Raw genomic sequence first — 26,510 nt, forward strand, 5'->3', positions numbered from 1 at the left:
CGACTGGCGATCGTGCTCGCCGCGCTGCCGGTGGCGCTGATCCTGCACCTGGAAGCCGACACGATCGCGCCGCTGATCATCGTCACGGTGCTGACGGCGCTCACGGTGCTGATGCCGGGGAGCGCGGGCGCGGCGTTGCTGATCGGGTACGCGGCGCTGGCGATGGCGTTCGCCGACGGGCACCCGCTGCGGCTGGGCGTGCTGTTGATGATCCCGGCGTTACATCTGATTCACGTGACGTCCGCACTCGCCGCGGTCGTTCCGGTGAAAACGAAAATCGAGCCCGCTGCGCTGAAAGCACCAGCGCGCCGGTTCGCCATTGTCCAAGCACTCTCGTTCGTTGTCGCGGGCTTCGCGGCGTTCGTCCCATCGGGGCCTCATATCGGCCTTGTGGAGCTGCTCGGACTGGGGGCCCTGACGGTCGTGATCATGGTCGTCGCGCTGAGGATCTGAATCGACTCTCTCAGCGAGAACTCCTCAAATCCGGCTCAAGCCGCAGGTCAGTCGCGGGGGTGTTCGGCATCACCCGGCGACGGTAGTCACAACGGCCCCTCTGGACGCGCGAAAAAGGGGGTCGTGGTGCGACCATATGTGTATGGCTGCTGTGAAGTCGCAACCCACGCGAATCGTCATTGTCGGCGGTGGGTACGTCGGGATGTACACGGCTCTCGGACTGCAGAAGAAGCTGCGCTCCGGTGAGGCGTCGGTCACCGTCATCGACCCGCAGCCGCACATGACCTACCAGCCCTTCCTGCCTGAGGCGGCAGCCGGCTCCATCGAGCCGCGCCACGTCGTCGCCCCCCTGCGCAAGGTGCTCAAGCGCTGCCACGTCGTCACCGGCCGCGTCACCAAGATCGAGCACGCGCGCAAGATCGTGACCGCCGAGCTGTCGGACGGCCACGTCGAGGAGATCGAGTACGACGTGCTCGTCTCCGCGCTGGGTGCGATCTCCCGCACGCTTCCGATCCCCGGCCTGGCCGAGGTCGGCATCGGCATGAAGACGATCGGCGAGGCGATCTACGTCCGCAACCACGTGCTGTCGCGCCTGGACCAGGCTGCGAGCACGAACAACGCGGACCTGCGCAAGAAGCTGCTGAGCTTCGTCGTGATCGGTGGCGGCTTCGCGGGCATCGAGACGCTCGCCGAGCTCGAGGACATGACGCGGTATGCGCTTCGGTACTACGAGGGTGTCAAGCCGGAAGAGATGAACTGGGTCCTCGTCGAGGCGATGGGGCGGATCATGCCGGAGGTGTCCGCGAAGCTCGGCGCGTGGACCGTCGAGGCGCTGGAGAAGCGCGGCATCAAGATCTACCTCGACACGCGCGTGAAGTCGCTCGAGGGTGGCCACGTCACCCTCGACGACGGCACCGAGTTCGACTCCGACACGATCATCTGGACCGCCGGCATGAAGGCGAACCCGGTGCTGCGCAACACGGACCTCCCGCTCGACGAGCGCGGCCGCGTCCGGTGCACCGCCGCCATGCAGGTCCAGGGCCTCGACGGCGTGTGGGCCGCCGGTGACTGCTCCGCGGTGCCGGACCTCTCGCGCACCGAGGAGGACCCGACGGCGACGTGCGTGCCGAACGCGCAGCACGCCATCCGTCAGTCGAAGCTGCTGTCCAAGAACATCGTCGCCTCGATGCGCGGCCAGAAGCCGAAGGACTACTTCCACAAGTACCTCGGCTCGGTCGCCGGCCTCGGCCTCTACAAGGGCGTGGCGGACGTTTTCGGCCTGCGCTTCAAGGGCCTGCCCGCGTGGTTCATGCACCGCAGCTACCACGTGGCGTTCATGCCGACCGTGAACCGCAAGCTGCGCGTGCTCATGGACTGGACGCAGGCGCTGTTCTACGGTCGCGAGGTCGTGGCGCTCGGCCAGATCAACGACCCGAAGTCGGACTTCGACCGCGCGGTGCAGAGCTGATTCGCTGCGCGATGCGGAGCTGACGCTCTGTATTGCTACTTACTCCGCGTGAGTGCACAGGTGCCCCGGACGTTATCTCGTTCGGGGCACTGCTGTGGGCCGGAGGCGGAACTTGAGCGCCCAATCGGAGTAAAGCTCTGAGGGCTGCCTTGACATTGCGTTACGTGAACCTGAGACTACGGCTGGTGCATCACCTGAATGCGTGATTCGCCGTGTGGGGAGAGAGGTGATCCCGATGTCTCTCGAGGAGCTGGCCGCACAGCTTCGTCGCGGTGAGATCGAGGACCCCGCGTTGGCGCAGTACGCCGCAGAGTACGCGCAGGCGGGGCAGAGTTTCCGCAGCAAGAAGGACGATTGAGCAGGTCGGCTGACGGGCGGGTGCCAGGTGCCCCGTCCGAGGCTGCCAGGCCCCTGTTGTTGCAGGGCCAGGAGTACCTCTTCCGCTCACCGCCCAAATGCCTGGACTTCCAGGAACAGGTCCACCGCCTCGGCATGGTCGACGAGGGCGACGGCAACCCCCAACCCTGCGTGTTGGTCTTGGCCCGCGCCGCCGACATGGAGATGAACGAGCTCTCCATCGCCCTGGCAGAGCGCGGCATCCGCATGGCCCGCATCGACGCCGACCGCTGCGTCGACCTTCCACTCTCCGTCTACACCGACCAGCCGCTGATCGAACTCGACCGCTGGCTGCTGCGCCCACTACTGGTCTGGCGCCGCCACTTCGAACTCTCCGCGGTCCCCGTCGAACCCGGAACCCTGGCCGGCGCCTACGCAGTCGACCAGTGGGCCTCAGTGGCCAACTGGCTGTCCTCACGCTCCGACTGGGCTCATGTGAACCCTTCGCGCTTCTCGACGCATCTGGACCGTCTGACGCAGCTTTCCGACGCTTCTTCCTTCGGCCTCCGCGTCCCCCGCACAGCCGTGACAACGCGCCCAGGCCGCACCCGCCCCGGCGGCGGCCGGTGCATCGTGAAAACCGCGGGCCGTCACCTGCTGGAACCGCGCCCCGGCGTGCAACACGGCCTGTTCCCACGCCCGTTGGAAACCTCGCGCGCCTCAGACGCCCCCGAACCAGCCCCGGTGATCGTCCAGGAGTACGTGCCGTCGGACACCGAACTGCGCGTGTTCGTGGTGGGAGAACGCTGCATCGCCTTCCAGGTCGACAAACTCGACCCGGCCCAACTCTGGGTGGACCCCGACGCAGTGCGCGTGACGCCAACGTCCGTGCCGTCTTCTTTGCAAGACCGACTGCTGGCGCTGGCCCGCCACTGGCGCGTGCAGGTGGCGGCGTTCGACCTGCTCGTCACCGGCAACGACCACGTGTTCCTGGAGATCAACGTCAACTGCGACTGGCGCTGGTTCGAGCACCGAGCAGGCGACAACTCCGTCTCCGCCGCCGTGCACGACTGGGTGGCGCTGAGGTTCAAGGAGCTGCTCGGAGCCGGAAGGGGCCGCTGATGTTCGGGTCCGTTCGACGCTTACCCGGATGCTCGTTCTAGTCCAATTCGCTGGGCCGTGCGGGCGAGAAACGACCATCCGCTCACACAGGCCGACGATCAAGGCTTAGGCTCCGCGTCGCCCCCGTAGCCCAATCGGTAGAGGCAGGTCCCTTAAAAGGATCACAGTACGGGTTCGAATCCCGTCGGGGGCACCATCTGCATCCAAACAAGGATCTGGTGCCTGAACAGGCGTTTTGCTCGGCGTAGGCATGGCTTCGACGATCCTTTCGGCCGTGTCCGCTACCTCCGAAAGGGCTTCGGAGGGAAGCCGGAGAGTAACCAGAAGTTGATCATGATCATCGTTTAGGTGGACGCTGAGCTGAGTGATCTTGAACAGACGTCGTAGCAGCAGGTCAGGGGCGTCGCTGAGGTTCATGGCGAGGCATGGGAGCGCGTCCAGGAGTGCGGCATCCTCGGCGGTGGGTTTGTTTGGCTCCGGCGTGTCGCACGGTGTGGCCTTCGTCACGAGATCCCGCTTCTGCTCCTCCAGCTCGTTGTAGGTCTGCCGCAGTCCGCGGCTGAACGCGTCGTCGCCTTCCTGGGCCTGACGGAGGATCGTCGCCTGGCGCCGCTCGATGTCGTCGAGCGTGCGTTGGAGGCGCTCCAATTCGGCTTGTTGTTCATGGGTTGCGCGGTCGTCAACCGTCGCAAGATCGGCTTCGAGGAGCGCACGGCGCTCAGGACCGAACACGCGGTCTGCGAAGAAGGCCGTTATGGCCTCCATAAGCGCGTCTTCGCGGACGTAGACCACCTCGGCATGCCCGGAGTACCTGTCGGGCCGTCCTCGGTTGTTACTGCGCGCTGAGCACATGTAGTAGACGCGGTCGTGGCGGTAGCTGCCGTACATCCGCCGGCCGCACGCGTCGAACACCATCCCGCGGAGCAGGTACGTGCGCGTGGCGATCGGATGGACGTTCTTCTCGTCGTTGTCTCGCGAGCCTCGCTTGGCCTGTCTCGTCGCGGCCAGCTCGTCGAACATCCACTTCGGAATCAGCGGCTCGTGGACCGGCTCGTTCGACCACACCCACAGCACGGGCGAGTTGACCTTGCCTCGCTTCGACCGCGTCGCGCGACGGTTGAACACCTGGAAGCCGGTGTACTTCGGGTTCCGCAGGAGGTCGCCGACGCTGGACTTGCTCCAAGCGCCCCTCGCTCTCGCCGGGCTCGGCGGCTCCGGCGGCGGGTACTTGGCCGGGTCCGCGTTGAGCCGGTCGGCGATCGTGCCGTAGCCGAGGCCCTCGTGATAGCGCCAGGCCGCGATCTGAGTGACCGTCTCGGCCTTGAGGCCGTCGGGCTCCAGGCGCGTCTTGGTCTGGCCCTTCGCGGCCTTGGTGGGGTTGGGGTGGCGATAGGTCTTGGCCTTGTAGCCGTACGGCGGCTTGCCGATGTTCCAGCCTTCGCGCACGTGGGTGCACAACCCACCCCATGACTGCTCCAGGGTGTTGAGGACCTCGTACTCGGCCACCGACTGGTTGATCCGCCGCTGCAGGATGCGTTGCGCTCGGCTGCCGGTCAGCGTGATCGGCTCGTTGGAAGCGAACAGCGGGACCTCGGCTCGCTCCAGTTCTCGCTCGATCGAGAGTCCCTCGAACGTTCGGCGAGCCACGCGCGAGACACTCTCGCAGATCACGACATCGAACCTGCGGCCCTTGTGCGTGGCCTCGTCGAGCAGGTCGGCGACGCCGCCGTCACGGGCGATCGGGATGTCGTAGCGCTCGTAGTTCTCACCGCGACCGCGTTGGTCCAGCTCCATGCGGCCAGACTCAACGTCGTAGAAGTGCGCGACGATCACCCACGACTCTGGGATGGCGGCCTTGCAGTTCCCCAGCTGCCGCAGCATGGATTGTCGTGGATCCTGCTGATCGTCGGTGGATGTCCGCCCCAGGAACGCCACTCGAACTTCGTTGCGCAGCAACGCAACCGGCATGCCGAGCGGCGAGACCGCGTAGTCCGACAGGCCGGACGGCCCAGACGGCACGGCGTGCAGCCGCGGTTGGTTCATCAGGCAGCCTCCTGATCGTCGGCCTGTTCGACGCGCTGGGTTGAAGCCCAGTCGAGGAGGTCTCTGATCACGGCGGCCAGTTCGCCGCGCAGACGATCGCCTTCAGCGCCGCTGACATAGCGCACGTGACCGGAAGAGGTCCAGTTCTTCGTGCGGTTTCGCATCTGATTGTACTGCCGCTCGTTCAGGCTGTAATCCTTGTCGCGCAAGGATTCTGTGTCACCAATGGGTGGTTTTCGAGGCGGAGGAACGCTGTTCATTCCCATCGCCACTCATCTCCCATGGCCTGGCGGGTCATGGCGTGATCCTCGGGATCCCATGCCGCCTCACTGAACGGAATGCCGTTGAGTGGCATGTGCAGCGCGATGTTCGGGCCGCGTTGCGGTAGCTCACTCAACCGCTGCCGTTCCCTGACCTGTTCGCGTGAAGACCAAGTAGCCCAGATCGGCCCTGCCGCACCGTCGGGATGGTTGTGATCACGAGACGACGTCGCGATGAGGAGGCGAGGATCCTCGTAGCCGAGTTGCTGTCGCAGCGCCGAGCGGAGGTTCCGTTCGCGTTGCGAGGAGTGGACGGAGAACAGCAGAACTCCGAACGCGTCGGTGCGAAACCTGGTGTAGTCGCTGAGCTTGGCCACGACCTTGGACAGCGGCTCGGTGCCCGTGTCGTGTTCCAGGAAGAACCGCACCCGTCGCCCATGCTCTTACCAGCAGCCGTACGCATCTGGCCGGAGTTTGGTGGTCTTGTTCCAGAAAAACTCCGTGCAGACCTTCTCCGGCCACCATTGTGTGAGTTGGGCATCTGGTCGCGTGCGTGCATGCGCGGCCAGGCCGCAGAAGAAGTCGTTGACGCCGAGCTGGTGCGCCAGCTTCGGCCACAAGCCCAACCGCTCCAAGCGTTCCGCGTACGCACCAGGCGCCGGCGGCTTCGCTGCCCGCTGCGCCGCGATCAGTCGTGCACCGCGGTAACCGAGCGCGAATCGCGTCTGACTTGTGCCGCCAGTGCTGTACGAGTCGCGGAACGCGAACACCACGCCGAGTCCGCGCAGCTGCCGCAACCGATCCTGTGCGCGCCGCACCGACGAGAACTCGATCGCCGCGATCTGGTTGGTGGTGAGGACTTTGTGCTCGTGAAGCAGAGCGAGGATCCGTCGATCCCGCTCGACCAGCCGGAACCACAGGGACGCATCGGGCTCCCCGGCCCGGCTGCCGCCGCGCCCACGAATGTGGCGAGTTCCGTTGATGTCACCCCTCAGTCGGCTTTCGGCCGAGCCTCCGCGGTACCACCGTTGACCTGCGGATCGAGGGGTTCGAGCATTGGCGGATGGGGTAGCGGATTCAGAACGCCTTGCATCCGCTTCCCCATGCGCAGGGCCATGCGCTGACCCATCCGCACTGCTGTCCATGGCTGTCTCCCTCCGGAGCTGCCGAGCCGTAGTCGCTCGTGCACCCCTTAACTCCGGAATTCGAGGCCTGATTGGACAGTGGGACTTCGATAGTTATCGGTTCGACATCAGTCGGTCGTGCGCAAGTCGTCGCACAGGCGGACAAGCAAGTCCTTGGACCCGGCCTCGTCCAGGCTCTCTTGCTCAAGTGCACGTACGACAGTCTCGTAGCCTTCGACTGAGTCTTTCGCCTCAGCGAAAAGGCTGGAGTTCTCGGTCTCAACCCATACCAGGGATTCGTACTTCGCGAAGGTCAACAGCGTGAACGGCCCGGCCAGCCCCGCGTGCGCGCCACGCGCGACCGGCACGATCCGGATCCGAATGTTCGGGTGGTTCGCCATGAACATGAGGTGCAACAGCTGTCCGAGCTGCACCTCGACACCACCGATCCTGAGCTGTAGAGCCAGCTCGTGGATGAAGAAGGTGCACTTCGTGCCGTTCCGAATCAGCTTCTGCATCGCGAGCCGGGCCTGCATCCGGTCCTCTAGCTCGTCTGCGGGTGACGTAGCGGAAGCGAGAAGCGCCTCGCGCATGTAGTCGGTCGTCTGCAGAAACAACGGCACCATGTGCGTGTGCCAGCAAGTCAGCGATTTCGCCACCTTGAGGTGTTCAACCGCCGTGCGAAGCCGGATAGGTGAACACACACCGTGCTGCTGCCACCAGCCCAAGACGCCCGTCTTGGGGTACAGCGCCAACAGGTGAGCCAGTTCGTCGGCGTTGACACGACAAGCACCCAGCAATGCAGCGATCTCGACCAGGGTGGCGCCGCCCTTGCCGTTCACCACGTCCGAGACCTTGGCCTCGTCCCAGTCCACGATCTCGGCGGCTGCGCGCGAGGTCAGGCCAGCGCCCGCGATGGCTGCTCGTACGCCGGCGCCAAACTCGCGACCACGCGCGGTGGAGAACCTCTTCGGCATGCCTAGCTCCTCGCTTGATCGGTAACCAGCTGCAAGTGCCGTCCTGAGACTCGCGACGGATCTTGAAGTCGTAGTGAGGCCTCGTTCAGCCAGAGCGAAGACAGTTCTTCAGGCCGGACGACATCGCCAATTGCCACGAGGGCGCGTTCGTAGGGCGCGCGTTCTGCGGCGGACTCGAGCCAGGTGTCGCCGCCGTGCAGGGTTCGAAGAAGGACGACATCGTCAAAGCGCTTCTCAGCGAACCGCATCACTGTGAACGGTGTACCCATGCCGAGGTATGGCCCTGCTTCACCATCAACGATCCGGAGTTCGAACCCAGGCAGCTCGCTCAGCTCGTCCAGGTGCTCCAGCTGGTCCGCCATCACTCGCGAACCGCCGGCGCCGCTGTTGAGCACTGACTCCGTCACGATCAACCGGACGCTCAACCGCCGCGGACTTCCTGGTTGGGCAGCTTCCTTCGCTCCCAACCCCAAGCGTCGCAGGGCGTCTTGTTGCAGATCGAGATCGAGGTTGCTCACTGCTGCGCCGGACTCGACAAGGGCATCGTGGTACGCGCTGATGCGCACAAGCTCAGGTAGCGCGTCGGTCGCCACGATCGCTAGTTCGCTGGCTTCGGCGATGACGTCCCACGGTGTCCACGTGAGCCGTGCCCATGCATCGCCGTTGATCCGATCCCACATCTGAGGATCCATGGCCCGCTGCGCGACACGGACGCAGAGTTCGATCTCGTCGTCTGCGGCGCCGCACACGGCGCCGATCGTCACGACTTCACTCGGCGAAATGCGCTGAGCAGCCCGGCAGAGGTGCGACAGCTTCGCGGCCGAGAATCCAACCCGATCGCCCAACTCCGTGAGAGACCAACCGCGCTTCGTCCGCCAGCCCAGCACAGTCCGGCTCAACGCGCGGACCTCCAGGCTTGCTCTCCCGTTGACCAGTTGTAGCGCCATGTGCCATCAAGCCTGTTCTTGATCCGTGAGTCCGTTCCGACGTTCATGCCCGGTGTGTCTTCGGCTGCCAGCACGTGCGTTCACGCGTCGTTGCAGTCGCCGCCTGGGCGGCAAGATGAACGTCGAGCAACATGCGGCAGGGCGCGGACACCCTTCGCCAGACCGGTCCGCTCCGGCACTTCCTGCAACAGCCGTTCTCGTCAGGCTGGTGTTGGTCGACGAACACACGCAGCGCGGCCACCAACCGCGGGACTTCCTGCCTCGCCATCGACAACGCGGACGCACCGTCGCCGTCGGAGGCGATCCGTGACACGAGGTCCAAGTGCTCCACGAGTCGTCGGCGTAGTTCGGAAAACAAGACCAGGTTGCCCATGGCTGCACGCCCTTCGGCTGCTAACTGGCTCGGAGGCGGGAGTGCCCAACCTGCCGCGGCTGCTCGGTTGAGTTCGATGTCCTGTCGTTGACGAAGGCGAGCGCAACCGCCTGACGGAACAAGAGAAGTCCTTGCTCCGCGGCGTTCGCTTCCCTGCAGTCCAGAGCCGAAGTGACCACCACAGCAGCTCGCGCGAGCACTGCCGTCTGTGCCCGTGTCAGGTTCACGACGACCGGAACGACATCCTCAAGATGCGCCATCACCGGAACCCTCCGTTGGGATCGACCTGGGCCGACGGGATCCTCGGGCGTGGCGCGCTAGCTGAACCGGACACGCCCGTCCGGGTCATCTCCCCGCAAGGGGCCAAGGATCCCGTCGACAGCGCCTGCAGTAGGGGTTAATTAACCCCATATGCGATACCCGGATCGTGTGAATACGTCCTGACCTGCGACGTGGTTAGGGTGATCACGCGTGCCGTAGTGCGAGGAGGCAACTGGGTGCCGAGCGACAAGACGTACAGGAAGTCCAAGCTGGGTCGCCTGCTTGATCAGCTTCGCAAGGACGCGGGCAAGGACCTCGGGTACCTCGCAAGCGAGCTTCGGAAGACCGAGGCGCACCTCTCCAAGTGCTTGAACGGCACGAACCTCCTCGGCTGGGCCGACCTCGGCCTGTACCTCGACCTCGTCGAGGCGGACGAAGACCGCCGGCGCAAGGCGACCGAGTACTGGGAAGACGCCAAACAGGACAGCACGCGCGTCCAACATCCAGCCGCGTACAACCAGGCGGCTCGCTCGTACGCCCGTGCTGAAGCCGATGCCTCACAGCTGAAGCAGGTGGAAGCGGTCTGGATCCCAGGCATGTTGCAGGTCCCGGAGTACACGCTCGCGCTCCGCGAAGCGGCGCACCGGTTCGTCAACCCGAAGGTTCCCGCCAACCGCACCGTCGCCGCTCGGCAGAGCCGCCAGATGCGGCTACACGGAGACGCTCCGCTGCAGGCTCATTTCCTGATCGACATCGCGGCTCTGCGCCGTGCAGTCGGCGGACCTGCTGCCATGTACGCGCAGTTGCTCCACCTGATGGCGGCCGCGGCCCTGCCGAACGTGACGATCCAGGTGATCGGTGAGGACGCCGGCGCTTACGCCATCGACGGCGTGACCATCCTGAGCTTCGACGACGAGGACTTCCCCGACGTCGTCTACCTGGAGACCAGGGGAGGCGGCAAGTGGGTGGAGAATGACGTTGACGTAGAGAAGTTCCGCAAGTCGTTCAACGAGATCGCGGAGGAGCTGGCCTTCACGCCCGAAGAGTCGCTCAAGGTCATCCGCGAACAGGCTGAACTCTTCAAGGAGAGACTCCAGCGACATGACGAACCCTGACAAGACGTGGCGCAAGTCCAGCTACACCGCTCCTGACAACAACTGCGTTGAACTTGCTGTCGGCGTGGCCGAGACCGCGATGCGGGACAGCAAAGATCCTGATGGTGGGTCGTTTGTGGTCAGCGCGAGCACATGGACCATGTTTCTTGCGCACGCAAGGTCCGGCGGCTTCGGACTCTGAAGTAAATACATGTCGTGTCGATCCCGGCTTCGATCGCGATGTCATGCCCCTGGTCGTGGCCGATGACGGATGGACGAGCCGTCGTGGTGCAACGAAGTGATGCTCACAGCGTCGGCTCGTCTTCTCGGACGTCCGACCTAGGTGCCAGGGCTATATGGATGAAGTCCACTCGCTTCGTGGCTAGCGGTTCCGTCAGGATCACGGGTCCGTAACCGGCAGGGCAACAGGGCCATGTGGGGGACGTCTGCCCTCCGATTTGCTGCTGCCGAAGATGGACTGACCCAGCTACTCTGTGTTAGAGGGCTTGGCTGGCCACCGATCAGGGAGGAGCGCAGGAGAGGTGGATGATCATGTTGTCACCTTCGCATCTCCTCCGGTCGTCGAGGTAGTTGCAGGTGTCTCTTTCGTGAGTCGCAGTGCTGAAGTAGGACCGTTGTTGTCGGCGTTCTGGAAGGAACGTCTTCGTGATACGTTTCCTCACGTTCAGCAGCAGCCCCCCTATTCGCCGCGACTAGAAGTTGAACAAGCGCAGTTGGGAATGCTTGACGGCGACTTCGGGGCAACCTTCCCGTGGGCGCGTCTATGGGCGACAAGCCACAATGATGACGAGGTCCTGCAGCTTCAGCCTGGCTGGTTCGCGTGCAACTGGCGGAAGGTGAAGCCGGAGCACGAATACGACCGGTGGTTGCAGCGCCGCGCGAGTTTTGCAAAATGGTACGAGCAATTGGCTGAGTACCTTGAGGGCGAAGGGGTCTCCGCGCTCTCGGTCAATCAGTGTGAAGTAACCTATGTTAACCATATCTACCACCACGACGTCGCAAAGACTCACGCGAAGTTTGACGAAATTTTCAAACCTGTGTTGGCGCCGCTAACTGGGCTGCCTGTCGGGCAAGTTGCTCTGCAAATGCAGCAGCCGCTCGATGAGGGCGGCTCAAAGCTCTTGCACACAAAAATTTCCCCAGCCATTGGCAGGGATGGAAGGCCCTTGTATGTACTTGACCTGACTGTCCGTGGCGTTCCAGACGGGGCTGGCCTGCCCTCGATTCTGGAGTTCTTGGACAGTGGGCGTACGGCGATCGACAAAGCATTCGTGGCGATAACGAGTGAGATGATGCATAGAGAGTGGGGGATCCAGGATGGGTGCTAGCTCTCTTGCCTTCGAGGCGTCCAACGTGCTATCCAACTCGCTTGGTGCTCTATTTTCTAGGTTGCGCTCGGTGCGGAAAGTTGAGTCCACTTCTGCCGCTTCGGCTCGTGAAGTCCTGCCTGTGACCCCTGGGGAGCACGGAACAAACCTTCTTTGGCCGTGGCTCTATGAGACTATTGAGCGCATCAGCGAGCTGCGGACTCGTCCTGATAACTGGGATAGCTACGGAGCGAGTAGGCTCTCGAACAACGCAATCGTAGCTTCCTTGAATTTTCTTGCCCGGTTCAGATATGCCATCCAGAGCGCGCCGCTTATATCGCTGACAGGCGAAGGTGGATTGCTTTTTAGCTGGAATAATGCCGAGTCGTCTGTTGAGCTTACTTTCAACCCTCAAGAGCTTCCGTGGGTCTACTACAGTGACAGTAGTATTGCTCGCGAGTGGGAGGGGCATCTGCACGAGGGTGAGCTTATCGAGAAGTGGTTGTGGCGCGCATCCTCTATCTACTGAGGTGAGACGGAATGGCTAGTCCCTTCGCTCCCGGTGATGACAACCGTGAGGTCGTTCCGGACGAGGCCATTTTGTATCGCCGCGTGGACTGGGACAAAATCGGCGGCAAAAAAGGCTGTGCGCAAGGCGAAGAAGCGGAGATAAATGGCAACTGCTTCTCTGACTATCCGGAAGCGAAGGCCATCGAGCTGGGCTACCCAGGGGCTTGCATGTCTGTCGGTCTTGGTCTCGTTTTGCTTCAAAAAGACAAGAAGCCTGTAGATTTGCTCGATGGATTTGATGGTTATGGCTTGATAAGAGTGAAGGCTGGGGATCTTCGCAATCTCCGCAAGCTTGACGGCTCTCCGTGTCCGCAGGGAATCAAATTTTCACCTACGGGCGCGGAACCCTGGCATTGTGTCGTTTTTGACCTCTCAGGTAAAAGGACATCTGCCGCGAAGAAGGCTATTGCGAAAGTTGCGTCGTGGGAAGTGCCATTGATCGGCTAAAGTTGCCATTTCCTCTGGCTGCACCGTTCCATGCAAGTCTGCAGAGTGCTGGAACGCGGTGACCGGCCCGACATAATCGAAAACATGCACGGTGACATGGGGGCCGAAGGGACTGAACCACTGAAGCGCTCTCTGGCGAGACGGGTGCTCCCACTCGTGCCGGTGCTGGTCTGCAGCAGTAACGCGGTGTCGACGGCGCGCGACTGATTGAGTATCTCGTTGCTCACCACTAGGGAGCATGTGCGCGATGAAGTGGCTGCGGGCTACCGCTGTGACGCTCGTGCTGGTCATCGGATTCGGTTCTGTCTTCTTCTATGTCATTGCCGCCGGGTTAGTGAATGCGCAGCCGCAGACGCAGCCGTTCGATGGCTGGGTGGCGGCTCTTCAGATGAGGGATGAAACAGGACCTGAGCAGGTCGTTCTGTCGGTGCGGCCGGCTGGAACAGACGTTGCGGGAGACCGCCCGTTCCTGGAGTACTCACTCCTTATCTGTGGGAGCCAGCCGTTCCACGGGGTGCTCCTGCTTGGAGGACAAGCCCGTCTGGACCAGCCTCTGCTTACGTCTTCGCCGGATCAGGCCGCAGCCAAGTTCGTAGAACTTGAAAGTGGATCGTTGACAGGCTCTCAGGAGAAGATCGACCTTGGCTCCGTCCAGATTGCGGAGGTCAACATTGCTCCCGCGACACCTTGCGTCTCCGAGCTGGGAAGCAAGGACTTTGTTGGCTCTGGCTACTCAGTCTCAGGTCGCGTACGAGCGCCGATCCAGCGCCCGGCGACCTATATGGGACTGGAGACCGGGCGGCATAGCCAGGTTTGGCCTCGTGTGGGTGGGCTTCCCGGTGTGGCGGACGCACATCGTGGCTTCTTCGAAGGTGACGGGCCCCTTCGGGGATCTTGGTTGATACCCCGACGGTTAAGTTCAAAAGTGACCGTAGGCCCACTTCTCCCCAGAGCAGTCGTCGACGTTGCCGTTCCACCGCTGTCCAACGCTAGTTCGATTGCCTGGGACCAAACTAGCCCGATCGCAGCGACGGTTCGGATCACGAACGTCGATGCAATGGCTGGTAGGCAAGACCTGCTCGCTGTTGCGGGCATCGCCCTGGGGCTCGGCGGTTCCTTGCTCGCGAGCATGCTGTTCGAGGTGGTGAAGACTCGTTTCGGAGTAGCTGTGCCGTCTCCTGCCACTGGTTCGGTCCCAGGCCAAGAGCGGTTGCCACGCGCGGCCGTATCTGGGCTTCCCAACAGCGCGCGGTCGCCCCGATGGGGTGTGTTCGCGGCCTTGCTCGGCTCGTTGCTGATCATTCGTGAGCTCTGCCGTCGCTTTGGTAAGCGTTAGGGCCTGACGGTCCATCGCCTGTGTGCTTCACCGGGCACGCCCCTGCTTGATCGACTCCTCGCGCTCGCTGGCGATCGTTGACGTCCGCAACTGGCGGATCAGCGGACCTCGCGGCTTGTGAATACAAGTACTACGAAAACTTGTATGATTTCGATGTGTCGGAGCCGCACGGGCCTATCAAGATCAGCGTGAATCGCCAGATCGCGCTGCCCAAGGCGCTCACCGACCGTGTGAGGTTGCAGCCAGGCGACCAGGTGTATGTCCTGGAAGACGAGCGGAACCCCGGAGTTCTGGCGATAGTGCCGGTGGAGCGCATCACTGAGTGGCTGCGTCTTGGCCGTGAAGCCGAGAAGCGGCTCGACGTGGACGAGCGGGAGAAGGCATCACGCGATGACTAAGCAGCGGACCGCGATCGAGTGGACCGAAGTCACCTGGAACCCGACGACCGGTTGCGACCGGGTGTCCCCAGGCTGCGACAACTGCTACGCGTTGACGCTCGCGAAGCGGCTGAAGGCCATGGGTGCCGACAAGTATCAGAACGACGGCGATCCACGTACCTCTGGGCCTGGGTTCGGGGTGACGATCCATCCTGAGGCGCTGCAGGAACCCTATCGCTGGCGCAATCCGCGGACCGTCTTCGTGAACTCCATGAGCGATCTCTTCCACGCGAAGGTGCCGCTGGGCTTTGTGCGCGATGTCTTCCAAGTGATCGCCGAGACCCCGCGTCACACCTACCAGGTGCTCACCAAACGCTCTGCACGCTTGAAGAAGGTCGCGGACAAGCTTGACTGGCCTACGAACCTGTGGATGGGTGTGTCAGTCGAGAGCGCCGATGTCTTGTCTCGTGTGGACGATCTGCGAGCGGTCCCGGCTGCGGTGCGCTTCCTCTCCTGTGAGCCGTTGCTCGGTGCGCTGGATGACATCAACCTCGATCGAATCAACTGGGTCATTGCCGGAGGGGAATCGGGACCTCGATACCGCCCAATGGAGCTCGCTTGGGCACGTGGCATCCGTGATGCTTGCCAGGATGCGGGCGTGCCCTTCTTCTTCAAGCAGTGGGGCGGAAGGACACCGAAGGCTCTGGGACGTGAACTCGATGGGCGTCTCTGGGATGAGATGCCTGGTGCGCTTGCGTTGTAGGTCTAGCCGATCAGCCAATCTCGGACTTGCCTCGGGGTGGTGTCGACTCGGACCCCTTCCCGCTGTAGCTCACGCATGGCCGTGCGGACTGTCTTCTCTAGCGCAGTTCCGTAGAAGCCGTCGAACACCGCTTCCGTATGGTCGACCAGCTTCTGCCTGCACCCTCGCGTAGCAAGGTCCAGCAGGTTCTGCTTGATCTTGCGGAGTGCCGCTTCAGTCTCGGCTTCAATCTGGCTCTCGACCATGTTGAACAGCATGCCCTCAACCTCCTCGTCGCTTGGGCCGAGGAACTCAAGCCACCTGTGGCGCGCTTCAGCTACTGCATCGCCGAAGACCCACAACCCGTGGTTCTTTCTCGTGAAGAACACCAGGTAGTACACGGGCTGGTGATGTGTCTTACGGCGAACCGGCGCCACGACGGTCTTCATCCGACACGCCTTAGCTAGACGGTCGGTGTACTCGTCCACTACGGCGTCAGCGGCCGACTCCCAGTCGGGTGTCGGCGAAGTCGCATGTGCTCTTAGAGCGGTTTCCTGCCACCAATCTCCGCCGCACATTGCGTTCAACACGGGGACTGAGTCGTGGTCGGCGAGTCCCTTGGCGACCGCACCGGCTGCGCGACGGATCAGCTCAGCGCTGATGTTGAGCAGTGCCTCAGTTCGAGGCCACTCGTTGCGGCGATCTTGGCCAAGGATCTTGGTCAACGTCGCGAACGGAAGGTTCGCACCGCACGGATCCAGGAACAGGAACAGCGGCGCTTCTGAGGCCTGTGCCAGTACCTCTGGAAGGTGGTCCTGGACTACCCCATGTCTAGTCGTGGCCTTCACGCCACAGTGTCGGTACTCGTCGGCGACAGCTGTAAGCAGCTCGTAGTCACTCTTGTTCCGTTCAACGAGGAACACTTCCACGTTTGTCGAGCTGCTCGTCTTTTCAGCAGCCATCAGCAGGTGCTCCGCCGATGCGGGTCGACCGTCGTCGTAGCGTCCACGGCCGGCGAAGCCGTCCAGGAGCACTGCCCGCCGATCGGGGATCTTCGAGGCCGTCATGACGGCAAACGGGATCACGTAGCGCTTGAGGATGGCGTGCTTGAAGACTGACTGCGCCTTCGGCGTGTCGAGCAAGCCAGACGACGTGCCTTTCGACATGGCGCACCACCTTCACCCGGAGCACAGGCTGCTGACCACCTCTTTGACCATGACATGACGTTGTCGGTCTGTCGTTCGATCCCGCAAGGGATCGCCCAACAAGTGCAACCGATGCACCGAGTACTTGCTCACACGTTCGAGTGGTTCTGAATCGTCGGTGCGCAGTCGTTCTCCGCGCGGCCTTCCTCCTTCCAGCGGCGGAGCAGCTTTCGGCCGTAGTTGTTGGTCCCGGCAACGCGGTCGAGTTCGGCACCGCTCGGCCAACGGCCACGGGCGCGCTGGATCTGGAAGTAGGCCCACATCTGCTCTTCGGCGGTTGGTTCGCGGATGGCCTCCGTGTCCGAGCCGTCGGCGAGACGCACCACCGGGTCTGTCTCGGTCGTCTCGTCGCTGGTCTCGGTCAAGATCTCGGCTCGGCGGCGCTTGAGCGAGTGGTTCAGCAGTTCGACCGCGAGCAGCAGGGCCAGCGGCGGGCAGGCAGCAACCGCGACCGCGAACACCGTCAGTTCGGGAGCCGATGCGATGTTGGCGCACAGCGACAGCACGATGCCGAACCCGAAGGCCGACCACGCCTTCCAGCGGGAGCCGGCACCGCTCTTCCACAGCTCGACCGTCGCCGAGGTGAGCAGCCCGTCCACGATCAGTGGCCAGATCGCCGCGGTTGTCGCATCGGCGCCGTATCGAAGCGCGAACTCCCGGCCATGGCGATACGACGCGTACGCCGCGCCGAGTGCGACTAGCCCAGTACAGGCGCACTGGAGCCGCAGCGACCAGTCCCGACGCCTCATCGGGTACCACCACCGCTACGGCGTCGACGGCGATGCGTGATCGGAACGGTGGCAGATATCTGCAGTTCACGTCGGGTGCGAGTTGGGAAGGACGCAGGGCGCACCGTGTCGGGGGCACCACCGTTCACCTGTATGGATCACCCTCTGACCTGCGTAGACGCGGCTTCGGGATGATCTTGTAACTCCTGGTGACACCTGCGGTGCGCGGCTTCTCGCAGCCATCTGCGCCGAAGTGGCGCCCGAGTTCGTGCCGCCCATCGCCGCCTATGGCGGTGATCACAACCCGCTGCGAGATCGCTGGAGCGATTACGCACGTGCCGCCTGGCGGGCGAGCCTCACTCTGTCGGGTAACACCTAGATGGGTTATGTGCGATCTTGTGGTTACTGATCGTGCCAACGGTCGGCCCTGAGCCGTCGTGAGGGTGGTGGCCCGTTCCCCATGCGTGAGCTTCTTCGGGATGTCCTCCTGCTTCAGCCCAAGTGGACCTCTGAGAACACGCCTGCGATGCAGGAGCGTGGTCGGCTGGTCCGACACGAAGTAGCGGGCTGGCTGCGGGAACAGTTGCCCGCGCTCAAGTCGGCCGCACCAGTCGAGATCGATGACTGGAGTGTGGAAGCGCGTGATGGCACGGGACTCAAGTCTGAGATTCCGTGGGTGCGAGTGCATTCGGTCGGCCTCTCGCCGTCCGCGACCACCGGCTGGTACGTCGTCTACCTGTTCGGAGCTCAGGGTGATCGCGTCTATCTCTCGTTGATGCAGGGTGCGACCGAGTGGCAGAACGGAGAGTTCCGCTCCCGCCCTCAGTCGGAGCTTCGTCGCCGTGCACGGTGGGCGCGAGAAGTGCTGGCAACGCCTCTGAGTGCACGTCCCGACCTGGTCGAAGTGATCGCGCTCGAAGCGCGCAAGTCGAATCTCGGGCGGGCGTACGAGGCTGGAAATGTTGTGGCGTTTGAGTATTCGCTGCACGAGTTGCCCTCCGACGACGTGCTCAGAGATGACTTGAGCTTCCTCGTCGCCGTCCTCAGCGAGCTCTACCCGCTTGTCCAGCAGGCGATCGATCTTCCTGGCGAAGTGCCTCCCGAGATCGCTGACGCGATGGTCGAGGCTGATCGGTCAGCAGGAAAGGCGCGCAGGGGGCAGGGGCTTCGGCTCAACGCGGCGGAACGCGTCGCGATCGAACGTCGAGCGGTCGCGGTGGCGACGGACTACCTCGTAGAGCAGGGGTACGCGGTCACCGACGTCGGAGCCACGAAGTCTTACGATCTTGATGCTCGTCGCGGCGACCAGCGGCTCTTCGTCGAGGTAAAGGGAACCACCACTGCGTGGACGGACAGGTCCGAGATCATCTTGACGAAGAACGAGGTCGATCTTCACCTGCGTGAGCATCCGAACAACATGCTGTTGATCGTCAGTCGCATCGTGCTCGATCGCTCCGTCACGCGGCCATCGGCCTCGGGCGGCGAGTTGCAGGTGATTCACCCGTGGCAGATCGTGGTGCCCAACCTGACGCCCATGACATACCGGTATCTCGTTGCGGAGTAACTCATGATCGTCACCGGCAAGGCGTGCGTCGTCACCGGCGCCGCCAGCGGGTGTCTCGCGCAGTAGTCACGTCACCAGGTCGGGCGGGACGTGACGCCGCCGTCCACCACCAGGTCGTGGCCGGTGATCCACGACGCCAGGTCCGACGCGAGGAACACGCACGCGTTGCCGATGTCCTCCGGAGAGCCCAGCCGGCTCAACGGTGCTGCCGCCTGCCATCGCGCGACGCCTTCCGGCCACTGCGTTTCGATGCCGGGGCGGGCGATCAGGCCTGGCGAGACCGTGTTCACGCGGATGCCGCGCGGGCCGTACTCCAGCGCCGCCGCACGCGCGTGCATGATCAAGGCGGCCTTCGACGCGGCGTAGTGGGCGTGGCCTGGGGCTGGTTGGGAGCCTTCGATCGATGCGATGTGCGTGACCGAGCCGCCGGTTGGAAGGAGACGTGCCGCGGCCTGGGTGACGGCGAACGGGGCGGTCAGGTTGGTGTCCACAACGGACTGCCACTGTTCGATCGTCATGTCCGGCAACGGTTCGACGGGTTGGACGCCTGCGTTGTTGACGACGGCGTCGAGGCGGCCGTGCTGTTCGAAGGCGGTGGTGACCACGCGCTGGGCTTCGGTGCGCAGGTCGCCGTCGGCGATGCTGCGGTGCTTCACGACGTGTGCGCCCGCTGCTTCGAATCGGGCCGCGATGCCCGTGCCGATGGTGCCGTCGGTTCCGGTGACCAGCACGACCTTGCCGCTGAGATCGATCACGTGACGATGCCTTCCAGTCGTTCGGTGAGCCAGTCGACGATGTCACCTCGGCCGGCCACGAACCCGTTGTGGCCGATGTCGGTGAACACGCCGCCTGCCTCGCGGACCAGCACGGCGCCTGCCGCGACGTCCCACGGGTGGATGCCGAGGTTCGCCGCCGCGTCCGCCCGGCCCGCCGCGACCCAGGCGAGTGACAGGGCGGTGGAGTAGACGCGGCGCACGTCGGCGATGTCCATGAGCTCGCCCAGCAGGGCCATCTCGCCGTGGTACGGGCTGCCGGGCAACGGGATGTCGGTCAGCACGAGCGGCCGCGGGCTCGCCCCCGGAGTGATCGTCAGGCCGCTCGACCGCACGCTGAACGGCACACCATGAGCCGCCGTGAACAGCTCGTCGCGGAACGGGTCGAGCACGCAGCCCGCGACCAGCGTGCCGTCGACCGCCGCCGCGACGGAGATGCACGACAGCGGGATGCCGCGCACGAAGTTCCGCGTGCCGTCGATCGGGTCGACGTACCAGGTGGTCCGCGCGGTGGAGCTGCCGAGCTCCTCGCCGACCACCGCCGAGCCGGGGGCTCCGGCCACGAGTGCTTGGCGCAGGAACGCCTCCACTTCCAGGTCCGCGGAGCTGACCTGGTCGAACGTGCCTTTCAACGCGACGTCGACCGGCATGTCGTGCAACAGCTTCGCCGCATCCACGCAGGACTGCGCGGCCAGCGCGAGGAGTTCCCCAGGAGTCACGGCTCCATTGTGATGCGTCACAAACACGACCGGATGACTCTGGGCAACGTCCCACCCGCTCAAGTGACCAGAGCCACCACGATGAGCAGACCTGACGATGATGTTGGAGGTTCGGGATGCGGATCGTGGCCGGGTTGGTGTTCGTGGCGGCATTGGTCGCTGGAACAACCACAGCACAGGCGGACACCTTCGACTACGTGGCACTCGGCGACTCGGCGGCGGCCGGTCCGCTGATTCCGAACCAGGATCCGGCCCTGTGGTGCCTGCGCAGCGACCGCAACTACCCGCAGGTCGCGGCGAAACAGCTCGGGGCGACGCTCACCGACGTCACCTGCTCCGGCGCCAAGACCGATGACTTCGCGGGCCGTCAGTTCGGCTTCGTCGCGCCGCAGTACGACGCGCTGAAGCCGTCCACCGACCTCGTGTCGCTGACGATCGGCGCCAACGACATCGGCCTGTTCCAGACCGCGTTGAGCTGCATCAACCTCCTGCCCGAACCGGCAGGCCTCTCCTGTCAGGACCGCTACAACGCGGGCGGCACGGACCAGCTCGCCGCCGCCGTCGCGGCGTGGGCGCCGGAGTTCGGCGCCGCGCTGGACGAGATCAAGCGCCGTTCCCCGAACGCGAAGCTGCTGGTCAGCGGCTACGGCACCTACATCAGGCCGGGTGGCTGCTACCCGCGCCAGCCGGTGTGGGGCCGCGACGGTGACTACCTGCAGAGCGTGATGAACCGGATCAGCGCGACGGCCAAAGCCGAAGCGACCAAGCGCGGCGCGACGTTCGTGGACTTCGCCGCGGTGACCGTCGGGCACGACATCTGCGCGGCGCCCGCCGACCGTTACCTGGAGGGCCTGATCCCGACGACGATCGCCGCGCCGCTGCACCCGAACGCGGCGGGCATGCAGGCGTTCGGGACCGCGGTCGCCAAGGCCGCCAAGTGATCGGCTTACTGCTCGCGGCGGGGCTGACCCTGGTCCCGCTGCCGGTCACCTACCACTCGCTGCCCGCGGTCGCCGTCAGCATCAGCCACCCCGGTGCGGCGCCGCCCGGTGCGAACGACTGGGCGTGCCGAAGCTCCAAGCGTCCGGTCGTGCTGCTGCACGGCACGCACGCGAACATGGCGCTCAACTGGAACGCACTGTCGCCTCTGCTGAAGAACAACGGCTACTGCGTCTTCGCGTTGAACTACGGCGGCCTGCGGTTCGGCCAGGTCGCGGGAACCGGTCCGATCGAGGACTCGGGCGCGGAACTGGCCGCGTTCGTCGACAGGGTGCTGGCTGCGTCCGGAGTGTCCGAAGTGGACCTCGTCGGACACTCGCAGGGCGGACTGCTCGCCCAGTACTACGTGAAATTCTTCGGTGGCGCCGCGAAGGTGCACGACGTCGTCGGACTCGCGCCCACGAGCCACGGTTCGGACGCGGCCGGCTTCGACAGGTGGATCTGGTCCCTGCTCCAGGTGTTCCCGGCGCTGGAAGGGATTATCAGCGCCACCGATCCCGCTGCGCTGCAACAACTGCGCGGCTCGCCGTTCATGAACCGGATGAACAGCACGCCGGACGTTGTGCCGGGCGTGCGGTACACGACGATCGCCACCCGCTACGACGGCATCGTCACGCCGTACCGGTCGCAGTTCCTGGAGGGCGGGCGCAACATCGTCCTGCAGGACCTGTGCGCCAACGACTTCGCCGACCATCTGGCGTTGGCTTTCGACCACGTGGCGCTGCGCGAGGTGCTCAGCGCGCTGGATCCGCCGAACGCGCGGGTGCCGGACTGCTCGACTCCGGTGTGGCCGCTGCTGGGTGGCTGATCTTGTCGGACCCCGTGAGTACGTTGAAACGCAGGGGTTCCCAGCAAGGGGGTACCCCTGCGTCAGCGTGCCTGGGGCCGCGAAGGCCGCGGCCTGACGACGGCGGGGCGGGCGGCGCAGCTTGATCGGCTTCGGCTCGTCGGCGGGGCAGCTCGTCGTTCTTGGCTGCGGGTGCAACGGCGAGCCGACCAGTTTTCGGCGCTTGGCGGATGAGTGTGTTCCCGGAGGATGTACCCGTGCGTCAACGTGCCCGGCGCGCCGCCAGCAGCGTGACGTGCTCGATCCGCGTCGGGCCGAGCCCGGTCAGCTCGGCTGTCCAGAGCGTGCCCGGCGCGCCGCCAACGCAGCGGCCAGCAGCGTGACGTGCTCGATCCGCGTCGGATCCAGCCTGGTCAGCTCCGCCACCCGCCGCAACCGGTAGTCCACCGTGTTCGGATGCACGTGCAGCTCCGTAGCCGCAGGCCGGCGCGACCCGCGCTGGAGATAGACCTCCAACGTCTCCACCAGCTCGTCGGACAGCGGGGCGACGACCGCGGCCAGAGGCTCCAGCGCCGCGCTCGGCCGGGACAGCTGGTACTCGAGCAGCACGTCGGTCAGCCGGTACAGGCCGGGGCCTGAGCGCACCGCGACGTCAAGCACCTCGCGGGCAAGGCGAGCGGCGGCCGCGACCCCGGAGGGAGGGGCCGCGACCGCCGCCACCGTCAAGGCCGCGTCGGCTGCCTTTCCCACATCCGCCACCACCTGATCCAGGCGCGTGTCGTCACCGGGCACCAGGGCCAGGCCGCCCGCGGGTGTGAGCGAGGACAGCACGGGCTCGCGACTGTGGCGTTCCAGCTCGGTGCGCAGCCTCCTGAGTTTGCGTCGTCCGGCGACCGCCGCGTCCACGCCGTCGGTCAGTTCGTCGGGGTGCGGGGCAACGTGCATCGCCAGGACGACCATCGGGCCGTCGGCGTCGCGGGTGCCGTCCAGCAGGCCGGTCAGCAACGTGTGCCGGGCGGACCGCTCGTCGTCGAACATGGTCTGCCGCTCGTCGAGGTAGCCGGCGCTCACGACTGGCGTCACGACCTGCAGGTAGCGCATGGCCAGCGAGTTGAGCGCCAGCACCTCGCCCACCTCTTCCGGGCGCGCCTCGGGCACCAGCACGTCCCAGACCACCTGGATGCCCACGTGGTACGCCGTCAGCACCACGTCGATCGGCACGCCCTCCTCGGCGCGTCGTGCCGCGGACTCGCGGAGGAAGCGCAGTTCGTCGGGTGACGGCAGCTCGCGGGTGCGTAGTACTTCTGCGAACGCACGTAGCGTTCCCTCGATCACGCGGGTGATGTCGCCGGTCAGTTCCTCGGCGGGCAGTTGCTGGTAGGCGGGCACGCGTTCGGTGATCTCCGCGAGCACCAGCCGCACGAACGACGGCAGCTCCGCGAGGAGACGCGAGGCCAGCGGACGTCCACCGATCACAAAGGACATCCGCCGATTCTGCCCTGTCTAGAGCTCGATCACCGTGCCGTCGAGCGGAACCTCGACACCGGCCTCCCGCAGCGCCGAAAACTCCGAGGACTCAGGATCCAGCACCGGGTTGGTGTTGTTGAGGTGCGTGTACATCCGCCGCACGTGAGGAAACCGCCGTAGCGTGGGCAGGCTCGCGGTGATCGGCAGGTGGCCCATGGCGGCCTGCCCGGACGAGCTGCCGGTCGCGGTGCCCATCTCCGACGACGCGTAGAACGTGCCGTCCAGCAGCAGGCAATGAGCGCCGGCCACCACCTCGTCGAAGCCGTCCGGCCACGACGCCAGGCACGGCGCGTAGACCAGCACACCGCCCGAAACGAGGTCCTGGAAACGGTAAGCCACCACCCATGGGCCGTCCACAGTGGACGAACGGGCGTACTTCGGGCGCTTGCCGCTGATCGGGATCGCCGTCACGAGCAGACCGCCGAGATCGAACTGGTCTGAGACCTCCCGCCACGCCACAGGTGCGTACCCGTCGATCACCGTGCGCAGGTCGAACTGGTCCTTCAACGCGTGCAGGACCGCGCCGGGAGCCCACACCGTCAAGCCTGCCCCGCCGCGCAACGTCAGCAAGCCCAGCGTGTGGTCCAGCTCGGCATCGGTGAACAGGGCACCGCGCAGAGGCGTGTCGCGCGGGCCTGGCCCGGGGTTCAAGAAGGAACAGGCGGCGATCTGGGTGCGGATGTCCGGGGACGCGTTGACGAGCCACCAGTCGGTGCCGTTGCCGCTGATCGCCAGGCAGTCCTGGGAGCGCGAGGGCAGCGAACCGGAACGGGCGCGCACGCACAGGTCGCACGCGCAGTTCCATTGCGGGAAGCCGCCACCGGCCGTCGTGCCGAGCAGAACCGCTTTCAACTCATCTTCCTCATGGCCATCGCGGGCACGACGCCCGGCGTCATCTCGGTCTCCAGAATCAGGTCCACAGTGGACCGCGAAGGAGACAGTGAGCAAACCGGGTCGGTGGCGGCGGCGTCACCGGTCAGCTGGAACGCCTGGCAGCGGCAGCCGCCGAAGTCGATCTCTTTGCGCGGGCACGAACGGCAGGGGTCCTTCATCCAGTCGAAGCCGCGGAAGGCGTTGAACGACGACGAGTTGTGCCAGATCTCGTGCAGCGACGAGTTCTGCACGTTCTCGATCGAAAGCGACGAGATCACCGTGGCGGCGGGACAGGGGAGCACGTCGCCGTTCGGCGCCACCGTCAGCTGTCGTGCGCCCCACCCGTACATGCAGGGTTTCGGGTGGGCCTCGTGGTAGTCCGCGATGACGTAGACGATCTCCATCTGCCCGCGCAACCGTGCCTGGGCCTCAGCGACGATGGGATCGGCCACCGCCAGCTGTTCGCGGGTGGGCAGGAGAACCGCGCGGTTGCGCAGCGCCCAGCCGTAGTACTGGGTGTTGGCGAGCTCCAGGCGCTCGGCGCCCATCTCCTCTGCCATCGCGATGATGCCGGCGATGTTGTCGAGGTTCTGCCGGTGCAGCACGGTGTTGACGGTGAGTGGCAGGCCTTCGTCGCGGATGAACGCCGCGGCCTCCACCTTCCGGTCGAACGCCTTGATGCCCGCGATCCGGTCGTTCCCGGCACGAGTCGCGTCCTGCAGCGAGAGCTGCACGTGGTCGACACCGCGCGAAGCCAGATCCCGCAACCGGTCCCGGGACAGACCTACTCCTGACGTGACCAGGTTGACGTAACAGCCGAGGCTGTTCGCGTGCGCCACGAGCTCTGGCAGGTCCGGTCGGAGCAACGGTTCGCCGCCGGACAGGTGGATCTGCAGGCAGCCCAGCGCGCGGGCCTGGTCGAAGACCCGGCGCCACGACTCGGTGTCCAGCTCCGCGTTGCGGCGCACCAGCTCCACCGGGTTCGAGCAGTAGCCGCACTGCAACGGGCAACGGTGCGTCAGTTCGGCCAGCAGACCGAAAGGAGCCTCAGCCATCGACGTCCACCACCCTGCGCTCGACCAATCGCACCACGAGTTCGACCACGTCCTCGGGCTGCACGCCGTCGTACTGGTCACCCAGAACCAAAGCGATGTCGCCGACGGACCGAACGCCATCGCACAGCGACACAACGGAAGCAGCGGTCTCGTTGAGCACCAGCACACCCTCGGGGAACAGCACGACGTGCGCGGACCGGATCTGGTCGTAGGTGCACTTCACGCCGCGCCGGATGTGCGGCACGGCGTCCAGCGCGACGACCGACGTCATGGCTTGCCCTTGCCCGAGTAGTAGTCGACCGCGTCCAGCACGGCCCGCAGCACGTCGCACTTGAACGACAGCGCGGACAGCGCCGCCAGCTGCTGCTCACGCGAAACCGAGTGCTCGACCACGATGTCCACGGTGGCCCGCCCCTCACCGGCGACCGCCTGGATGCGGTTGGTGAAGTAGGCGAAGCCCTCCTCGGCGATCCACGGGTACTGCTCGCGCAAGGCCGCCAAACGCTTGCGCATCAACGCACCCGAGAACATCTCGGTCAGACCGGAGGCGACGGCCTCCACCCACGGCTTGGTGCGCGCGAAGTTCACGTAGGCGTCGACGGCGAACCGGGTGCCGGGCAGCACGTGGCGTTCGTCGAGCACCTCTTCCCGAGTGAGCCCAACGGCTTCCGCGAGGCGGATCCAGTTCTCGGCGCCGCCCTCGCCCGGCTTCGTGCCGTCGTGCCAGATGATCCGCTCGCGCCACTGGCGGCGGATGTCCGGCAGCGGGCAGTTGGAGAGGATCGCGGCGTCCTTCTGGGCGATGCAACGCTGGTAGTACCAGCGGTTCGCGGCCCACGCCTGCAGCTCGTGCTTGCTCAGCTGGCCCGCGTGCATGCGCAGGTGGAACGGATGACTGTCCCAGTACCGGGGTGCGAGGGCGCGGAGTTCGGCGACGAACTCCGCGGGAGGAACGGCGGTCATTGGCGGAAACTCCTCGGAGTGGGGCCGGGGTTCCCGCGCAGAGCAGGAACCCCGGCGAA

General features: G+C 65.0%; 27 protein-coding genes, 1 tRNA gene and 2 pseudogenes. 16 read left to right on the forward strand and 14 right to left on the reverse strand.

Annotation, left to right across the window (positions count from 1 at the left end):
* The first annotated feature begins 12 nt into the window (after positions 1-12).
* The 5 genes from SK803_RS40740 (at position 13) to SK803_RS40760 (ending at position 3,575) form a co-directional block, all read left to right on the forward strand.
* Positions 13-453, forward strand: a complete 441-nt coding sequence (locus SK803_RS40740) for a hypothetical protein (RefSeq protein WP_319971557.1) — start codon at positions 13-15, stop codon at positions 451-453.
* 142 nt (positions 454-595) lie between these two features.
* Complete coding sequence (locus SK803_RS40745) at positions 596-1,921, forward strand: NAD(P)/FAD-dependent oxidoreductase (protein WP_319971558.1); 1,326 nt, start codon at positions 596-598, stop codon at positions 1,919-1,921.
* A gap of 235 nt (positions 1,922-2,156) precedes the next feature.
* A complete protein-coding gene (locus SK803_RS40750; RefSeq protein WP_269083663.1) occupies positions 2,157-2,279 on the forward strand; it encodes a hypothetical protein in 123 nt (40 codons plus the stop codon).
* A complete protein-coding gene (locus tag SK803_RS40755; protein WP_319971559.1) occupies positions 2,276-3,379 on the forward strand; it encodes an ATP-grasp domain-containing protein in 1,104 nt (367 codons plus the stop codon). The genes SK803_RS40750 and SK803_RS40755 overlap by 4 nt, the downstream gene beginning before the upstream one ends.
* Positions 3,380-3,498: 119 nt before the next feature.
* Positions 3,499-3,575, forward strand: a tRNA-Leu gene (locus SK803_RS40760).
* A 611-nt stretch (positions 3,576-4,186) separates the two neighbouring features.
* On the opposite strand, the pseudogene SK803_RS46680 reads toward SK803_RS40760, so the two are convergent.
* The 5 genes and pseudogenes from SK803_RS46680 to SK803_RS40785 form a co-directional block, all read right to left on the reverse strand.
* Positions 4,187-5,422 (reverse strand): annotated as a pseudogene (locus SK803_RS46680) (recombinase family protein); the annotation flags it as partial.
* Positions 5,422-5,631 carry a hypothetical protein gene (locus SK803_RS40770; RefSeq protein WP_319971561.1) on the reverse strand — a complete coding sequence of 70 codons (210 nt, stop codon included), beginning with the start codon at positions 5,629-5,631 and terminating at the stop codon, positions 5,422-5,424. The pseudogene SK803_RS46680 and the gene SK803_RS40770, both read right to left, overlap by 1 nt.
* A 47-nt stretch (positions 5,632-5,678) precedes the next feature.
* Positions 5,679-6,827 (reverse strand): annotated as a pseudogene (locus SK803_RS40775) (replication-relaxation family protein).
* A 107-nt stretch (positions 6,828-6,934) separates the two neighbouring features.
* A complete protein-coding gene (locus SK803_RS40780; protein WP_319971562.1) occupies positions 6,935-7,783 on the reverse strand; it encodes a helix-turn-helix domain-containing protein in 849 nt (282 codons plus the stop codon).
* Positions 7,784-7,785: 2 nt separating this feature from the next.
* Positions 7,786-8,730 carry a Scr1 family TA system antitoxin-like transcriptional regulator gene (locus tag SK803_RS40785; protein WP_319971563.1) on the reverse strand — a complete coding sequence of 315 codons (945 nt, stop codon included), beginning with the start codon at positions 8,728-8,730 and terminating at the stop codon, positions 7,786-7,788.
* 870 nt (positions 8,731-9,600) lie between these two features.
* Here SK803_RS40785 and SK803_RS40790 point away from each other — a divergent pair.
* From SK803_RS40790 to SK803_RS40825, 8 genes are all read left to right on the forward strand, one after another.
* Positions 9,601-10,479 carry a helix-turn-helix domain-containing protein gene (locus SK803_RS40790; RefSeq protein WP_319971564.1) on the forward strand — a complete coding sequence of 293 codons (879 nt, stop codon included), beginning with the start codon at positions 9,601-9,603 and terminating at the stop codon, positions 10,477-10,479.
* Positions 10,466-10,660: a DUF397 domain-containing protein gene (locus SK803_RS40795; protein ID WP_319971565.1), complete on the forward strand. Its 195-nt coding sequence runs from the start codon at positions 10,466-10,468 to the stop codon at positions 10,658-10,660. Before SK803_RS40790 ends, SK803_RS40795 begins: the two co-directional genes overlap by 14 nt.
* Positions 10,661-11,000: 340 nt before the next feature.
* The gene (locus tag SK803_RS40800; RefSeq protein WP_319971566.1) at positions 11,001-11,807 is read left to right on the forward strand and encodes a TIGR04255 family protein; all 807 of its coding nucleotides are present in this window, start codon (positions 11,001-11,003) and stop codon (positions 11,805-11,807) included.
* A 70-nt stretch (positions 11,808-11,877) separates the two neighbouring features.
* Positions 11,878-12,315: a hypothetical protein gene (locus SK803_RS40805; RefSeq protein WP_319971567.1), complete on the forward strand. Its 438-nt coding sequence runs from the start codon at positions 11,878-11,880 to the stop codon at positions 12,313-12,315.
* Between the two features lie 11 nt (positions 12,316-12,326).
* The gene (locus SK803_RS40810; protein WP_319971568.1) at positions 12,327-12,803 is read left to right on the forward strand and encodes a hypothetical protein; all 477 of its coding nucleotides are present in this window, start codon (positions 12,327-12,329) and stop codon (positions 12,801-12,803) included.
* Between the two features lie 247 nt (positions 12,804-13,050).
* Positions 13,051-14,139 carry a hypothetical protein gene (locus tag SK803_RS40815; protein ID WP_319971569.1) on the forward strand — a complete coding sequence of 363 codons (1,089 nt, stop codon included), beginning with the start codon at positions 13,051-13,053 and terminating at the stop codon, positions 14,137-14,139.
* A gap of 188 nt (positions 14,140-14,327) precedes the next feature.
* Entirely contained in the window at positions 14,328-14,537 is a 210-nt protein-coding gene (locus SK803_RS40820) for a hypothetical protein (RefSeq protein WP_319971570.1), read from the forward strand.
* Complete coding sequence (locus SK803_RS40825; protein WP_319971571.1) at positions 14,530-15,279, forward strand: DUF5131 family protein; 750 nt, start codon at positions 14,530-14,532, stop codon at positions 15,277-15,279. The genes SK803_RS40820 and SK803_RS40825 overlap by 8 nt, the downstream gene beginning before the upstream one ends.
* A gap of 2 nt (positions 15,280-15,281) precedes the next feature.
* Here SK803_RS40825 and tcmP read toward each other — a convergent pair whose 3' ends face one another.
* A complete protein-coding gene (gene tcmP / locus SK803_RS40830) occupies positions 15,282-16,424 on the reverse strand; it encodes a three-Cys-motif partner protein TcmP (protein ID WP_319971572.1) in 1,143 nt (380 codons plus the stop codon).
* A 128-nt stretch (positions 16,425-16,552) separates the two neighbouring features.
* The gene (locus SK803_RS40835; protein ID WP_319971573.1) at positions 16,553-17,212 is read right to left on the reverse strand and encodes a DUF2637 domain-containing protein; all 660 of its coding nucleotides are present in this window, start codon (positions 17,210-17,212) and stop codon (positions 16,553-16,555) included.
* A 439-nt stretch (positions 17,213-17,651) separates the two neighbouring features.
* On the opposite strand from SK803_RS40835, the gene SK803_RS40840 reads away from it, so the two are divergent.
* A complete protein-coding gene (locus SK803_RS40840; RefSeq protein ID WP_319971574.1) occupies positions 17,652-18,755 on the forward strand; it encodes an MrcB family domain-containing protein in 1,104 nt (367 codons plus the stop codon).
* Between the two features lie 71 nt (positions 18,756-18,826).
* Here the strand turns inward: SK803_RS40840 and SK803_RS40845 are convergent, their stop codons facing one another.
* Together SK803_RS40845 and SK803_RS40850 are read right to left on the reverse strand one after the other, a co-directional pair.
* On the reverse strand, positions 18,827-19,510 hold the full coding sequence (locus tag SK803_RS40845) for an SDR family NAD(P)-dependent oxidoreductase (RefSeq protein WP_319971575.1): 684 nt from the start codon (positions 19,508-19,510) through the stop codon (positions 18,827-18,829).
* Entirely contained in the window at positions 19,507-20,247 is a 741-nt protein-coding gene (locus tag SK803_RS40850; RefSeq protein ID WP_319971576.1) for an inositol monophosphatase family protein, read from the reverse strand. Before SK803_RS40850 ends, SK803_RS40845 begins: the two co-directional genes overlap by 4 nt.
* A gap of 116 nt (positions 20,248-20,363) precedes the next feature.
* Here SK803_RS40850 and SK803_RS40855 point away from each other — a divergent pair, with 116 nt between their 5' ends.
* Both SK803_RS40855 and SK803_RS40860 read left to right on the forward strand, forming a co-directional pair.
* A complete protein-coding gene (locus SK803_RS40855; protein WP_319971577.1) occupies positions 20,364-21,188 on the forward strand; it encodes an SGNH/GDSL hydrolase family protein in 825 nt (274 codons plus the stop codon).
* The gene (locus SK803_RS40860) at positions 21,185-22,054 is read left to right on the forward strand and encodes an esterase/lipase family protein (RefSeq protein ID WP_319971578.1); all 870 of its coding nucleotides are present in this window, start codon (positions 21,185-21,187) and stop codon (positions 22,052-22,054) included. Before SK803_RS40855 ends, SK803_RS40860 begins: the two co-directional genes overlap by 4 nt.
* A 303-nt stretch (positions 22,055-22,357) precedes the next feature.
* Here SK803_RS40860 and SK803_RS40865 read toward each other — a convergent pair whose 3' ends face one another.
* From SK803_RS40865 to pqqC, 5 genes are read right to left on the reverse strand one after another with little or no spacing between them, the layout of a single operon-like run.
* Positions 22,358-23,518: a PucR family transcriptional regulator gene (locus SK803_RS40865; RefSeq protein WP_319971579.1), complete on the reverse strand. Its 1,161-nt coding sequence runs from the start codon at positions 23,516-23,518 to the stop codon at positions 22,358-22,360.
* Between the two features lie 18 nt (positions 23,519-23,536).
* Positions 23,537-24,412, reverse strand: coding sequence for a pyrroloquinoline quinone biosynthesis protein PqqB (gene pqqB, locus SK803_RS40870; RefSeq protein ID WP_319971580.1), 876 nt, complete (start codon positions 24,410-24,412; stop codon positions 23,537-23,539).
* Positions 24,409-25,488, reverse strand: coding sequence for a pyrroloquinoline quinone biosynthesis protein PqqE (pqqE, locus tag SK803_RS40875; RefSeq protein ID WP_319971581.1), 1,080 nt, complete (start codon positions 25,486-25,488; stop codon positions 24,409-24,411). The genes pqqB and pqqE overlap by 4 nt, the downstream gene beginning before the upstream one ends.
* Positions 25,481-25,759, reverse strand: coding sequence for a pyrroloquinoline quinone biosynthesis peptide chaperone PqqD (pqqD, locus tag SK803_RS40880; RefSeq protein ID WP_319971582.1), 279 nt, complete (start codon positions 25,757-25,759; stop codon positions 25,481-25,483). Before pqqD ends, pqqE begins: the two co-directional genes overlap by 8 nt.
* Complete coding sequence (pqqC, locus tag SK803_RS40885) at positions 25,756-26,451, reverse strand: pyrroloquinoline-quinone synthase PqqC (RefSeq protein WP_319971583.1); 696 nt, start codon at positions 26,449-26,451, stop codon at positions 25,756-25,758. The genes pqqD and pqqC overlap by 4 nt, the downstream gene beginning before the upstream one ends.
* Positions 26,452-26,510: the final 59 nt, after the last annotated feature.

The sequence above is a fragment of the Lentzea miocenica genome, assembly GCF_033949945.1.
Taxonomy (GTDB): domain Bacteria; phylum Actinomycetota; class Actinomycetes; order Mycobacteriales; family Pseudonocardiaceae; genus Lentzea; species Lentzea miocenica.

What these genes read in the sequence shown, in the direction of transcription:
- SK803_RS40865 (WP_319971579.1), bottom strand. Translation starts at nt 23,518, where the DNA reads ATGTCCTTTGTGATCGGTGGACGTCCGCTGGCCTCGCGTCTCCTCGCG.
- tcmP (WP_319971572.1), bottom strand. Translation starts at nt 16,424, where the DNA reads ATGTCGAAAGGCACGTCGTCTGGCTTGCTCGACACGCCGAAGGCGCAG.
- SK803_RS40835 (WP_319971573.1), bottom strand. Translation starts at nt 17,212, where the DNA reads ATGAGGCGTCGGGACTGGTCGCTGCGGCTCCAGTGCGCCTGTACTGGG.
- pqqD (WP_319971582.1), bottom strand. Translation starts at nt 25,759, where the DNA reads ATGACGTCGGTCGTCGCGCTGGACGCCGTGCCGCACATCCGGCGCGGC.
- pqqC (WP_319971583.1), bottom strand. Translation starts at nt 26,451, where the DNA reads ATGACCGCCGTTCCTCCCGCGGAGTTCGTCGCCGAACTCCGCGCCCTC.
- SK803_RS40750 (WP_269083663.1), top strand. Translation starts at nt 2,157, where the DNA reads ATGTCTCTCGAGGAGCTGGCCGCACAGCTTCGTCGCGGTGAGATCGAG.
- SK803_RS40815 (WP_319971569.1), top strand. Translation starts at nt 13,051, where the DNA reads ATGAAGTGGCTGCGGGCTACCGCTGTGACGCTCGTGCTGGTCATCGGA.
- SK803_RS40840 (WP_319971574.1), top strand. Translation starts at nt 17,652, where the DNA reads ATGCGTGAGCTTCTTCGGGATGTCCTCCTGCTTCAGCCCAAGTGGACC.
- SK803_RS40780 (WP_319971562.1), bottom strand. Translation starts at nt 7,783, where the DNA reads ATGCCGAAGAGGTTCTCCACCGCGCGTGGTCGCGAGTTTGGCGCCGGC.
- SK803_RS40795 (WP_319971565.1), top strand. Translation starts at nt 10,466, where the DNA reads ATGACGAACCCTGACAAGACGTGGCGCAAGTCCAGCTACACCGCTCCT.
- pqqE (WP_319971581.1), bottom strand. Translation starts at nt 25,488, where the DNA reads ATGGCTGAGGCTCCTTTCGGTCTGCTGGCCGAACTGACGCACCGTTGC.
- SK803_RS40810 (WP_319971568.1), top strand. Translation starts at nt 12,327, where the DNA reads ATGGCTAGTCCCTTCGCTCCCGGTGATGACAACCGTGAGGTCGTTCCG.
- SK803_RS40855 (WP_319971577.1), top strand. Translation starts at nt 20,364, where the DNA reads ATGCGGATCGTGGCCGGGTTGGTGTTCGTGGCGGCATTGGTCGCTGGA.
- SK803_RS40745 (WP_319971558.1), top strand. Translation starts at nt 596, where the DNA reads ATGGCTGCTGTGAAGTCGCAACCCACGCGAATCGTCATTGTCGGCGGT.
- SK803_RS40825 (WP_319971571.1), top strand. Translation starts at nt 14,530, where the DNA reads ATGACTAAGCAGCGGACCGCGATCGAGTGGACCGAAGTCACCTGGAAC.
- SK803_RS40785 (WP_319971563.1), bottom strand. Translation starts at nt 8,730, where the DNA reads ATGGCGCTACAACTGGTCAACGGGAGAGCAAGCCTGGAGGTCCGCGCG.